Genomic DNA, 12,491 nt, shown 5'->3' with positions numbered 1-12,491 from the left:
CTCTCCTATTTTTAGCGCATGCGCACGAGTGTAAATGAAGAGACACCCCTATGAGTGCCTCCCTATTCATCCTATTCTCTTATTTATACTTTTTCCAGTCTAACTTACTTTCATCTAACATTTCTGCAAAACTTTTATTTTTCTCCCGGAGCCGAGCCTCTTCCAGCCGGCGCTGTTTTTCCTGCTCTTGTCTTTCTGCTTCCTCTTGCTTTAATGCTTTGCTGGTATTTTTTAGCTTCTCAAGGATACCTGCGTCTAGACGATCACCCAGGCCCATCCCTTCCTGTTTTGGCTCTTTTTTAGACTCCTGCGCGCCAGATGGCCTCCGGTTATTCTTCGGCTTACTCACATCAATCGCTCCTTACCCTATCATTTCTATTGAAATAATATCACCCGAAGTAACCGCTGGCAAATAGCCAGGCCCTTTGATTTTTTTTCATTCTTATTGGGACTATTCTAACTATGATAGAATATAGATGAAAAATATAGACAATTCTACATAGGAGATGAACTAAAATGGCCCAGCATTCATTTCGCTTAACTGCAGACTGGCAAGGTGGAAGAAATGGTAAAGGTTCCATTTCAATTGGAAACCTGGCTTCACAGATCTCCGCTCCGGAAGAGCTTGATGGCCCCGGTGTCGGTACCAATCCAGAAGAATTATTAATAGGCGCTGCTTCCACGTGCTATTTAATTACCCTGGCAGCTGTTCTGGAGCGCCGGGATGTGACGATTCGTTCTCTAACGCTGGAAACAGAAGGATTTGTGGGAGATGAAGGCGGTCTTCACTTTGAAAGAATTATACACCGCCCCCGTCTCATACTCGCTGCAGGTTCTACAGATGAACAGTTAAAAACCGCTGTTGCGGCAGCGGAGCGCGCCGAGAAGGCCTGCATGGTTTCCAAAGCTCTCCATGGCAATGTCAGCGTCACTGTTGAACCAGATGTGAGTGTTGAATAAACAGGCAAAAAAAGCAGCCCGTTACCGTTGTCCGGTAGGAGGCTGCTTCTCATTATTAACCAACAGGCCGCAATATCTGGTCCTGCTTCAGGCTCTCAATATAATAAAGCAGTTCTTGCTTTGGTTCAAACCATTCTCCATGGATGAGATAGTTACTAAACCGGTGATGCACTTCTTTTTTCGCCTCTACCGAACCCGTCATTGATGCTAAAAGCTCCACCTGAAAAGGGCAGAAGCATCGGATTTCTTTCAGCCTTTTAACAACGTCAAGGGCGATGCCGATTTTGATTGGGCCTTTTTCACTTTCGCCGGTATAAGCCTGGGCAAAATAAAGATAGGGGCTGCTGCTTTCTTTTTGAACATTTGCAACGGGAAAGTCCATCTTACAACTAGTAAAACACGCAAGGTATTTCTGTAATTTCTCATAGACGTGCTGTTTAACCCTACCTGCACCGATAGTCATCAGCCATGCCGGAATCATTTCATACCGGAGGCACAGCATGCGCTGGGTTTGCACGCCGCCATCGGAACCGCTAACGGAGATAGGAAGCATAGCAATGCCAGCTTTTAGTGCTGCATTTCCCCTTACTTTCTGGGTCTGGCTTGAGAATCCAAGCCCAAGATTTTCACACAAACGCTTAAATGGAACATAGGTTGCTGTTTCTTCCTCACTGTTCTGCACTACGACCGACTGGAACACATCTTCATGAAGCTTTACATGAGACTTCTCGATAATCTTCACGAATGCCTTTCCCTCCATCTCATATCTCTGTTTAAGCTATCTGTGTTTTTTGCATGCAGCCTTATTTAGCTTTAGACAAGGCTTTATATTTATTTATACGCCGGTTAGCAAAAAAATCCTCCATTATGGCCATAAGTTAAAATTTATCCATTGGCCACAACATGGAGTTGGCATCCGACAGCAAGCTGATAACCTGATCAACACTGATTTTTCTACCTCCGAGCGCCTGCTGCAAAACAACTTCATCCAATACGTTCCACATCGCTTTATGGTCAGTGGACACTTCCCATTTGCCCTCCATCTGTTCAATCAATACATGATCAGCGGGAAAGTGGCCTTGTATTTCTTTTATTTCCGGCTGCCCCCATGCGGCTTCTTTTACTAAGAAAAGCGCGGCGCTTTTTGCTCCTGGCTCATAGCACAGCTCGGATACGTGCAACGTGCCATTTGAATCTATATAAAACCGAATATAGGCAGCTGGCTTTTCTTCTTTCGTGGCCAGCAGGAAGTGATCGTCCGTGCCTGCTCCCCAACGCAGCTGATCCTGCCAGTAACCCACTGTGCGAATGCGTGTACCCGTTCTTTTTTCATTAAAGCTATTATAGATTGCGGCTGCCGCAGATGCGTCCTCCTTCGTAAACGGGCGCACTTTATACTCATTTTCCTGGCCTGTTTGATCTGCAATATCTTCCCTTGCGAATCGATAGACAGATACAGGAACCGAAATCCAGCCCAGCTTTTCATAGAAACCAGGAATCTCGGTGTAAAGCAGGGATAACGGAAAGCCATTTTCCTTCATCCATTCCACTTGCTGAAGCAAAATCTTTTTACTTAGCCCCTTTCCCCGGAATTCCGGCAGCGTCGCTACATTCCCTACTCCAGCCACTCTGATTTTGGCCTCCTGGATACGAACTTCAAAGGGGAAGATTTGGGCGGTTGATGCGATTTTCCCATCTGCAAGAGCCACCCACGTTGTATCAAGCAGGTAGGAAGAGTCATGGGCAAGCCTGTTCTCAAAAAAGGACCGTTCCTCAGGGAAAATACTGGCCAAAAGATCCAGCACTTCTGTCAATTCGGTTTGGCTTTGGATCGGCCGCACGATTATTTGTTCCATTGCTGTGCCTCCTTGCGCTATAGGTATTGGATTTTATCAATTTTCCATTCCCTTATTCTCATTTTAGAAAACGTTAGACAGCCCCAACCCGCAAGGAGCTTTGCCTTGGAAGGAAGGATTGTAAGGTTCGTATCTCACGAAAAAAGGGGCACCCATCTTGGGTGCCCCTAACAAACTATTGGTGAAAAGGCACCCGCCTCAGCCCTAGCCCGCTACAAATTACCTTCCGCATCATGCCGGGTGATTTGCGCACGCCGCTCTGTGATCACCTGCTCCACATTATGCTTCGTTATATAGACGCCAAAATCCGGTGGAACCGATACATTCGGATCCTGGAAAATGCGCGCGGCAACCAGCCTGGCCACCGGCGCCCGATAGTGGCTCGCTTCATAGTAATTATGATCATCCAGCGTAACCGAATTGTATCCGCTGAAGTCCCAATAGTCGCCTATATTCGAAACCTGCCTTAAAAAAGCGAGATAATCCTCTCTATTAAGGCTGTCCATGAGCTTGTGGTTATGCGGCGTGATAAACATAATCAGATGAATATGATGGGCGTCGCATATTTTTTTGATGTCAGCGAGGGCTTGCATGTTCTGCTCCGTGTCTATACTCTTGATCGTACGCTGCCTTTTGGCATGAAAAGATGGTTCGTTTTGGATATAGGCTTGCGGGTTAGCCTGGATTAATTTGTCCTGCCCGACAAATAAAATCCGCCCGCTACCCCAGACGTCCTGAACTACCTTATGGGTAGATTCCGGCTGTGTGTTAGCCTTTATCTTATTCTGAAAGTACGTAGACGGTTTGGTTGCTAAATATTCCAGATAGAACGGAAGCACACTCTCACCCTGTACATGTGGATGCAGCCGCTTGCCAAAATCCTGTGTTTCAAATTCGTAAGACGTCATATTCTCGGGAACATCGATCTGCAGGTAAATGTTTTTGAGCGTATAGTGATTGTGCACAAAATAGTTCAGGTGTGCGAGATCCTCATGCAGATTGGCAAGGTGAACGGTTAGATTATAAAACGATGAACCGGGCAGATACTTCTCTATCAGCTGTGGATCTGTCGTTCCAATCCGCGATGATCCCAGCATAAATGAATTATACTTCCCTTTTTTCTTCTCCAAATAGTCTATCTTCGTAAACCTGAGCTGTGTGGCGGGGTTCTCTTTCAAAAAAGGAGAATGAAAGATATCCAACGGATCTACCACATAATTAACGGCAGCCAGCAGAATAAACAATCCGAGTACAGTTGCTGCGATCGTAACATTAAACTTTCGATATTTTCTCACGTAACTTCCACCTGCTTAAAATTGAAAATATAAGAACTCTGAAACCTTCCTCAGCTCAAGCAGGCTGTAGAAAGCAACACACCCGAGCGCCAATGCCCAGCGCCAGTTTGGTTTAAACCGCTGCGCCAGCTCCATTGTATTTGGCAACAGTACCACCCACAGCAGAAGCGCGGCCAAATCAACCATTATCGCTGTGCGGTTCGCCAGAGCGGTGAGAACCGGCAGAGCACTTCCGGCGCCATGCCCCATGCCAAACATGGCCTGCAGGATAGCCCAGGCATCACCAAGCGACTGCGCGCGAAAGAATACCCAGGCAATGACAACAAAAACAAAGGTGACAAGCCAGCCAATGGGCCTGGGGAGCGGGCGCTTAAAAGTGCGCCATCCATGGTTGATCATGAGATAAAGCCCATGCAGTGCACCCCAGATAACAAACGTCCAGCCAGCCCCGTGCCACAGCCCTCCCAGCAGCATGGTAATAAATAAATTACGCATCTTTTTAATTTTACCGTGCCGGTTGCCCCCGAGCGTAATATACATATAATCTTTCAAGAAAGCCGACAGCGTAATGTGCCACCTGCGCCAGAAATCAATAATGGATTCGGCCTTATAAGGTGAGTTAAAGTTAATCGGCAACCGGATATTGAGCATCAGACCGAGGCCTATCGCCATATCCGAGTAGCCTGAGAAATCGAAGTACAGCTGAAAGGTGTAACTGATAGCGCCTATCCATGCCTGCCATGCATTTACATCATGAGCATGTGCAAATACTGGCGCAGCCCAGCCAGCAATTGAGTCAGCAATCAACACCTTTTTCCCAAGTCCCATTATAAAGATGACAATTCCGGCCGCCATATTTTTGTGCGAAAAAACAAAGTTGCGCAGGCGGTGAAACTGCGGAATAATATCGCGATGATGCAGAATCGGGCCCGCAATTAAATGCGGGAAGAAGGTGACGAACAAACTATACGTCAACAGATTGTATTCCTTCGTTTCGCCGCGGTAAGAATCCATTAAATACGCAATCTGTGTAAAGGTAAAAAAGGAGATACCGAGAGGAAGAGCAATATTATAAGGTCCCAACGCCTCGTGGAACCACCCATTCCAGGACTCTATGAAAAAATTGGTGTATTTATAATAGCCAAGCAGGATCAGGTCAATCGCAACCCCAAATAGTAGCAGCGCTCTCTTTCTCCCGGGCTTATCCGCGCGTGAGATATATGTTCCTGTGAAGTAATTAAACAGGATAGATGCCAGCAGTAGAACAAGGTACTTTTTATCCCAATAGGAATAAAATACTAACGAGGCCATAATGAGCGCAACGGTCGCAGCTGTCGTTTTTTTTCTGCTCCCCAGTAAGAAAAAAACACACAAGGTAATAGGCAAAAAAACCAAGATAAATGCATAGGAATTAAAAAGCATAAGGCAGGCCAACACTTCCTTTAAAAAAATCTCATCCAATCTACTATTCTATCATACGGCCAGACACTGTGATTTTTTTATTTTCCTTCTCTATTAGCAAGGACAACCAGGTATAACACTATTAACCTATTACCTTCTATACAAACTGCCTAACAATGTAACCGCTGAAGATGTTGCTTTCTTTTTCTCTGAGTATTTTGGAGCTTCCTGCGAGCACTTCAGCGATGGAATTCTTGTGACCAAGCAGCTATAAAGAAAAAGCAATCCTCCACAAGGTGGCAGGATTGCTTTTTTGAGAGGCCAAGGTTAAGACTGCTGCCTGGGCTCAGGCTTGACGTCTCCGTTCTGTAACCGTTCCCTGGCTCTGTCCGGCTAAGCTTTTCTGCTTAATGCGGGCCGATACAAAGAGAATCGCCATGACAGCCAGGCAAATGATTGAGCTGACCACATTCTGCCCATTCAGCAGAACAGAGATGAAGATTGCAATCAGCGAAATTCCGGTGAAAAGTGAAGTATAGGGGAATAACCGCAGTTTATAGGACGGTTGCGAAGGATACTGCGTACGCAATTTTAACTGGGCGAAAACAATGCCAATCCACACCAGCATAACCGTAAAACCGGGAATACCCATTAAATAATTAAATACATTAGCAGGTGTTAAATAAGCCGCAAGTACCCCAACAAAGAGGCTAACCGCACTGACAACAAGGCCGTACACCGGGACTCCATGCTTGGAAACCCTGGTGAAAATTCGGGGCGCCTCGCCTCCCTGAGCCAGTGAATACAGCATACGGGACGTCGCATACATACCGGAATTAGCCGCTGAAAACACCGCTGTGAGCATGACAAAGTTCATAATATGTGCCGCGCCTTTTAGACCCACTGCGGCAAGCACCTGTACGAAAGGGCTGCCTCCCTGTAAAATGTGATTCCAGGGAACAAGGCCTGAGATGATAAGCAGCGGCAGGGTGTAGAACAAAGCCACACGGCCTATTACACCTCTGATGACGCGGGGCAGCACCTGTTCGGCATTTTTCGTTTCAGAGATCGTTAGGCCGATCAATTCAGAGCCGCCATACGAAAACATGACAACAAGCAGAGAGGAGAACACGCCAGCCCATCCCTTAGGCAAGAATCCACCATTGTCCATAAAGTTTTTCAATGGTGGAGTCGGGCCTCCGGAGAAACCTCCGAATAACAGGGTGCCTCCCAGTATAATAAACAGGACAAGCGCCATGACTTTCACACCTGAAAGCCAGAATTCTACTTCTCCGTAATACTTTACATTGGCCAGATTTACGATCAGCACACACAGTGCCACAATAAAACTCAGCAGCCACAACGGCGCCGATTGAAACCAGTATTGCAAGAAAGAACCGGCCGCCACAATTTCAACAGCCATCACCAGTACCCAGTTAATCCAATAAAGCCAGCCTACAATAAATGCAGCCTGTCTGCCAAATGCTTTTTCTATTAGGTATCGCATATCGGCTTTGGGATAAACACCCGCCATCTCGGCAAGTGCGCCCATCACAACAAGCAGAAGGGCTCCTCCAAACAAGTAAGCAAAAATTACGCCGGGACCTGCCAGGGAGAGTGTATCCCCGCTTCCCTTAAACATACCGGCGCCAATCATGCCACCAATGGCCATCATACGTATATGTCTGGGCAGCAGCCCTTTCTGTAAACGGTCCTTTTCCATTTAAGTTCCTCTTTTCGTTTCGCTTTACTACCAAAAAGCATAACAGCATTAAACTAAAAAAGAAACCGAAAAGGTAAAAGTTTTTATTTGTAAATAATTCAATTTATTTTGTTTATAAATAAAAACAGGTAAGAGAGCCAGCCTCTCTTACCCGCTTACAACAAAAGGATACGACGAACTTTCAGGGTATCCTGCGCTTTTTTTGATGATATCTGCTTTCTTTAATCTATCGCCACGACTACCCGTCCGCGTACTTTGCCTTCAAGAATAGCAGACAAAGTACGTGGCAGATCATCAAGGGAGATTTCGTGGGCAATACTTTCAACCAATCCTTCTGGTTTTAAATCATCCGCCATCCGTTCCCACAATCGTTTCCTAACTTCCATTGGACAGTATACTGAATCGATTCCAAACAAAGAAATTCCGCGAAGAATAAATGGGAAAACCGTGGTTTCGACATTTCCGCCGCCAGTCATGCCGCTTACCGCAACAGCCCCGCCGTATTTGGTTGAGCTGAGCAGATACGCCAGTGTTCGGCCGCCAACCGGATCGACGGCAGCCGCCCAGCGCGGCTTATCCAGCGTTTTTATTTTTTCTGGGCTCACCTCTTCCCGCGATAAGATGGCGCTTGCGCCCAGTTGCTGTAAGTATGCGTGCTCAGACTCCTTGCCTGTGCTGGCGGCTACCTCATACCCTTTCTTAGCCAGCATGGAAACGGCCATACTGCCGACTCCGCCGGTTGCACCGGTGACAAGCACAGGCCCGTTTTGCGGTATGATTCCATGGTCTTCAAGCCGCTTCACGGATAGAGCAGCAGTAAACCCCGCCGTTCCGTATGCCATAGCTTCTTTAACTGTGAGCCCATCAGGTAGCGGCACAACCCAATCTGCCTGCACTCGGGCATATTCGCTGAATCCCCCGTAATGTGATACACCCAGTTCGTAACCGGTTACAAGAACTTTATCGCCCTCTTTGTACCGGCTGTCAGATGAGGCAACAACCGTTCCGGCCAGATCAATCCCCGGGATAAATGGATATGAGGATACAATCCTGCCATTGGGAGTACTGGCCAATCCATCCTTGTAGTTCACACTTGAATAGGAAACTTTGATGGTTACCTCACCCTCAGGCAGATCGTCCATGGTGATTGATTTTACACCTGCCGTGAAATTATCTTCCTGCTTGTCCACGACAAAAGCGCGAAATATATCTTTCATGTAGGTTCTCTCCTTTTTTGACTATGGCTCCTGCACGTGCTAGAGGCTGTGCATAAGCCACGATTCTATTGGTCTATTTGTTAATAATTCTGTTTTTTTTCCTTAATTCCTTCCTTTTTGTCGAGATCAACTGTTAGTTATTCACCAGTATTTTTGCGTTTTATTTGAAACATTTTCCGGGTAATGATAGCAGTAGAAGGGAGCTAAAATGTTTTATTTTTAGTTTAAGAAACACGAACACAGGCAAAAATAAATAGCTAGGAGGTGAGTTGCCATGCATCAGCAAGAATACAGGTTTACTAGTTTTCAAGAGGTTGTTCTTAATAAATACTTTCTGCTGTTGACGGCGACAGGGCTATTTGACACGTTTATCACAGGTTGGGGACTTCGCCACCATTATATCTGGGAAGCAAATCCCCTAATGAGTATAATCTACGGGGAGAATCCCGCATACTTTTATATTTACAAGATTGCTTTTTTCCCGCTTCTCGCAGTTTTGATGAAATACATCAGCCTTAACACGTTTATTTTGTGGCTGTTTCGTTTAGCGGTTGTGCTGTATGTTTCGGTTACCCTGCTTCACCTGAGATGGCTGCTTGTTGTTTTCTGACGAACCTGCGAGATAACAAAAAGCCGGAAGAATGAGAGGTTCTTCCGGCTTTTCTAATGAGGGCCAGCCACAGTAACGCGTATGTGCGTTTCTTTACGCTAAACCCACCTTTCTTATAAGCTGATCAGCGTGGTTCCTGATGGGGATGACTTGAACAGCACATTGTTTTTCACGGTTGCTTGTCCATCTCCATTTATTGTTGTTTCGTTGCCAGTTTTCAGATCCACATACTTGCCATCTTCCACACGTATGACCGTTCCATCTTCCTTCACAAGCAGATGATTAGGCTTAACAGGCTTATTCAGATCCATAATTTTGTTTGAACTTCCCTGTTCATACGTATATACAGAAGTTACATTGCCGCCTGTATCCAGCTTGCCGTAATACAGCGTATCATTTATCACACGAAGCAGTACCGCATTCTTTTCAATTCGGTGGTTTCCTTTTTCATCCCGGCTGTGCAGATAAGGAATACCCTGCTTTACGTCTTCGAAGAAAAGTTCATTCCTGGTCGATGCCATTAGGACATCGTCAATATAGTAGCTGCTGACATCCATCATCTTAAAGTCCCCGCTTGTACCGACATGATAAAGCTTGGAGATACTTTTATTGCCAACCAATATATAAATATCGTTGGTAAAAGGGCTAAACGTCATCTTTTTAAACGTCGATGTAGGCGATACCGGTCCAATCGTTCGGATAGTCCGCACATTATTCGTCGAAAGCATCGCTGTTTTTACTACGAGTTTCTTATCCCAGCCGCTGCCTGTGCTGATGCCAAGCAGCAGTCCGTTGTCCTGGATCCACGTGATGTAGTCTATCTTCCCTTCATTGCTGAGGGTGTACACTTCTTTGTTATTCGTTAAATCTTTTACATGAAGTGTGTTCTGCCCATCAACGTAGGCTGCCAGATTTTTGCTGTCCGATAGGGCCACTCGATCCGTTTGCCCATTGAAAAGCTTAACCGGGTCTCCTGCGGATGTGCCAGTTTGGTTCGAAATTGCGGCTGCTGCCGGTCCATTCGCTCCATTGCCGAGCAGATGATTATAATAAGTGAATACCCCTAGTTGAATTGCTGTTACAATTACCAGAAACCAGATAATTTTCTTCACGTTGCCTCCTCCTATTCCGGCATGACGATAAATGAAGTGGCGACTTTTCTTTCCCCTAGCACATCACTTGGTTCATTAACCAGCTTACCATTATACACCATAGTAGCCGAAGAACCTCCGTCCAGATTTACAGCAGTCACAGCCCCGTATTTCAACATCAAATCCTGTATGTCATGCAGGGTGGCCCCAAGGTTCTGCGGTCCGTGGACGAACCGGCCGTCTGTAACAATGAAAATGATCGTGCCATCTGCCTTCTGCCCAATCGCAGTACGCGGCGCGTTACCCCAGCCGCCATTGCCACGAACCAGCCCCTGACCATCTTTTACAAGAATTGGCCCAAATGAGAGGGCTTCATTGACTCCCATATTCTGCAGTTCCTGCGCTGAGTATTTTCCTGAAATCAAGGAGCCGTTCGCCGTGATACCAATCACATTGCTATTTTCACTCGTCGCATAGTAGTTTCCATCATGAATGGTGGTTCCAAGGGGAATGCCCCCTGTTCCGTGCCAGCCGACATCCTGGAAAGATCCGCCGTTAACACCAGCTACCGCATTGTTATCACGTACCATTTCACTGACCGTTTGGCCAACTTTGCCTATTTGGTTTGTAACCCCTACTTTGATACGTTTCGGATCCCGGACAAGCATAATCTTTGCTGAAAACGTATTATCTTTATAATCATCAATTTGGATGGAGTTATCCTTAATAGCGCCAAAATTACCCAAACTAGCTGCGTTCCCGCTGCTATTCACTAAGGGCTGCCCGGACCCAGCGGCATATTTTGCAATCTCCGCTGCAGAAACCGAATTCAGCGAGAAAAGCGAGATCCATAGCTTGGGATGCTGCGTGGTCCCCAGCGATTGCAGGGCGTAATCTTTTACATTTTGGTAGGGCCCCTTAAAAACAATCAGGGCCGTGGAAATATATATATAGCACAATCCAAGAAAGAGGGAAAACACTCTTCTTCTGAACTTTTTCTTTGGCTTTTTTCGGGGAACTCTTTTCTTGGTCGTTTCTGGTTCCCGTTGAATTGGCTGTTTTATGGGTGGCTTGTACAATAAAATCCCCTCCTTTTCTAGGTATCGTACAACAACGAGTAGTTTATAATTGTTTTCTTAAAATGGGCTGAGAAACATCAGTATGACTTCGTGCAATCACATGCTTACTATTTTATCAGACATCGGGCTCAAATTTAGTTATATAAACATTAAGAAAAATGCTTTATATAGGGAAAATACCCACATTTGCCATAAGAATCATTCAAAAGTTTTACCGCAAAAGATATTAATTCCAACCCAGTAAGGTTTTACTTAATTTCTTAACGGGTATCTTTATAGTGCAAATACAAAATATGACATCATGGAGGAAAATAATGAAGAAGTTAAACAAAGTTTTAGTTACAACCGCTTTAGTTGCCGGTTCATTTTCCCCTGCTGCTGCATTTGCTGCAACAACTAACTCCCCTTCAGATACATTGAGCAATTCGCTATCCAACAGTGGTTCTAACGGGTCTTCTTTAATTCCTTTGGATGGAACAAACCATAATTTTTCTACCTATAAGTTAACACATAGTGGTTTTAACGGGCTCGTTATGCCAACCAATTTAATTTCTGTGGCCAACAAATCCTTTGATGGCATCAATCAAGCTGTTCAGGACTCTGTAAGGTCTATGCAGCCGATTCATCTCACGCTCTCCACCGATAAGCTTGGCACAATGGGATACAGCAATGCCAAGCTTAAGGTAGCTGATTCACCGTCTAACGTACAGCTTTGGGCTAAAAATATAGATGGCAATTGGGTGAACGTGGCCGATAACGGATGGGGTCCAGTAGCTGGCTTTCGACTCAATGCGCAGGCGAACGAATCTGTCGTCCTGTACCTGATGAATTCAGGCAGCTATTCACCTGTGAAATTGCAATTAGTAGATTTGAAAAATCCTGACAAAATCCTAGCAGAAGACGATTTAACATATACCCTGCCTAAATAAGTGAAAAGGTCCGTGCCATTAGGCACGGACTCTGCTGTTGTTATGAAATATTTTTCGTATTTCTTTTTGCGAGAAGGGACAGGCAGGCGTTTGTTACTAGCCGCTGTATCAATGAATCCGAATCTACTGTATGTATGGAGCCATTCGTATTTTTATAGATTGCAAGCAGCACTTCCTGGGAAACAAACACAGCATCCTGCTGATTGCCTGTTAAATAGAAAGCCGCGCTATACACTTTGCCCTCTATGCTTGACAAATACTGCAGTTTAGCAAGCTGGTTCCCACTTAGTGTTTGAAATCCCAGCAGATCACCCATTCAGCCTTCTCCCT

13 protein-coding genes are annotated in these 12,491 nt (G+C 45.6%); 3 read left to right on the top strand and 10 right to left on the bottom strand.

The window, feature by feature from the left end; translation table 11 throughout:
* Positions 1-79: 79 nt before the first annotated feature.
* The gene (locus PP175_RS06320; RefSeq protein WP_272441947.1) at positions 80-349 is read right to left on the bottom strand and encodes a YqkE family protein; all 270 of its coding nucleotides are present in this window, start codon (positions 347-349) and stop codon (positions 80-82) included.
* A 167-nt stretch (positions 350-516) separates the two neighbouring features.
* On the opposite strand from PP175_RS06320, the gene PP175_RS06315 reads away from it, so the two are divergent.
* Positions 517-960, top strand: coding sequence for an OsmC family protein (locus tag PP175_RS06315; protein WP_272441946.1), 444 nt, complete (start codon positions 517-519; stop codon positions 958-960).
* A 55-nt stretch (positions 961-1,015) separates the two neighbouring features.
* Here PP175_RS06315 and PP175_RS06310 read toward each other — a convergent pair whose 3' ends face one another.
* From PP175_RS06310 to PP175_RS06285, 6 genes are all read right to left on the bottom strand, one after another.
* Positions 1,016-1,702 carry a phage antirepressor N-terminal domain-containing protein gene (locus PP175_RS06310; protein WP_272441945.1) on the bottom strand — a complete coding sequence of 229 codons (687 nt, stop codon included), beginning with the start codon at positions 1,700-1,702 and terminating at the stop codon, positions 1,016-1,018.
* A 136-nt stretch (positions 1,703-1,838) separates the two neighbouring features.
* Positions 1,839-2,816 carry a GNAT family N-acetyltransferase gene (locus tag PP175_RS06305; protein ID WP_272441944.1) on the bottom strand — a complete coding sequence of 326 codons (978 nt, stop codon included), beginning with the start codon at positions 2,814-2,816 and terminating at the stop codon, positions 1,839-1,841.
* 212 nt (positions 2,817-3,028) lie between these two features.
* Positions 3,029-4,111 carry a hypothetical protein gene (locus PP175_RS06300; protein ID WP_272441943.1) on the bottom strand — a complete coding sequence of 361 codons (1,083 nt, stop codon included), beginning with the start codon at positions 4,109-4,111 and terminating at the stop codon, positions 3,029-3,031.
* A gap of 15 nt (positions 4,112-4,126) precedes the next feature.
* Positions 4,127-5,533, bottom strand: a complete 1,407-nt coding sequence (locus tag PP175_RS06295) for an MBOAT family O-acyltransferase (RefSeq protein WP_272441942.1) — start codon at positions 5,531-5,533, stop codon at positions 4,127-4,129.
* 325 nt (positions 5,534-5,858) lie between these two features.
* Entirely contained in the window at positions 5,859-7,235 is a 1,377-nt protein-coding gene (locus tag PP175_RS06290; protein WP_272441941.1) for an amino acid permease, read from the bottom strand.
* Between the two features lie 221 nt (positions 7,236-7,456).
* Positions 7,457-8,452: an NADPH:quinone oxidoreductase family protein gene (locus tag PP175_RS06285; protein WP_272441940.1), complete on the bottom strand. Its 996-nt coding sequence runs from the start codon at positions 8,450-8,452 to the stop codon at positions 7,457-7,459.
* A gap of 274 nt (positions 8,453-8,726) precedes the next feature.
* Between PP175_RS06285 and PP175_RS06280 the strand changes: the two genes are divergently transcribed.
* Complete coding sequence (locus tag PP175_RS06280; RefSeq protein ID WP_272441939.1) at positions 8,727-9,062, top strand: DUF5658 family protein; 336 nt, start codon at positions 8,727-8,729, stop codon at positions 9,060-9,062.
* Between the two features lie 113 nt (positions 9,063-9,175).
* Here the strand turns inward: PP175_RS06280 and PP175_RS06275 are convergent, their stop codons facing one another.
* Together PP175_RS06275 and PP175_RS06270 are read right to left on the bottom strand one after the other, a co-directional pair.
* On the bottom strand, positions 9,176-10,174 hold the full coding sequence (locus PP175_RS06275) for a hypothetical protein (RefSeq protein WP_272441938.1): 999 nt from the start codon (positions 10,172-10,174) through the stop codon (positions 9,176-9,178).
* An 11-nt stretch (positions 10,175-10,185) separates the two neighbouring features.
* Complete coding sequence (locus PP175_RS06270; RefSeq protein WP_272441937.1) at positions 10,186-11,232, bottom strand: phosphodiester glycosidase family protein; 1,047 nt, start codon at positions 11,230-11,232, stop codon at positions 10,186-10,188.
* Between the two features lie 314 nt (positions 11,233-11,546).
* Between PP175_RS06270 and PP175_RS06265 the strand changes: the two genes are divergently transcribed.
* Entirely contained in the window at positions 11,547-12,161 is a 615-nt protein-coding gene (locus PP175_RS06265; protein ID WP_272441936.1) for a hypothetical protein, read from the top strand.
* Positions 12,162-12,201: 40 nt separating this feature from the next.
* Here PP175_RS06265 and PP175_RS06260 read toward each other — a convergent pair whose 3' ends face one another.
* A complete protein-coding gene (locus PP175_RS06260) occupies positions 12,202-12,477 on the bottom strand; it encodes a hypothetical protein (RefSeq protein ID WP_272441935.1) in 276 nt (91 codons plus the stop codon).
* Between the last annotated feature and the right edge of the window lie 14 nt (positions 12,478-12,491).

Origin of the sequence: Aneurinibacillus sp. Ricciae_BoGa-3 (assembly GCF_028421645.1) — a bacterium.
GTDB lineage: Bacteria > Bacillota > Bacilli > Aneurinibacillales > Aneurinibacillaceae > Aneurinibacillus_B.
Note: the sequence above shows the minus strand (reverse complement) of the source record. Positions and strands in the feature narration are given on the sequence as shown.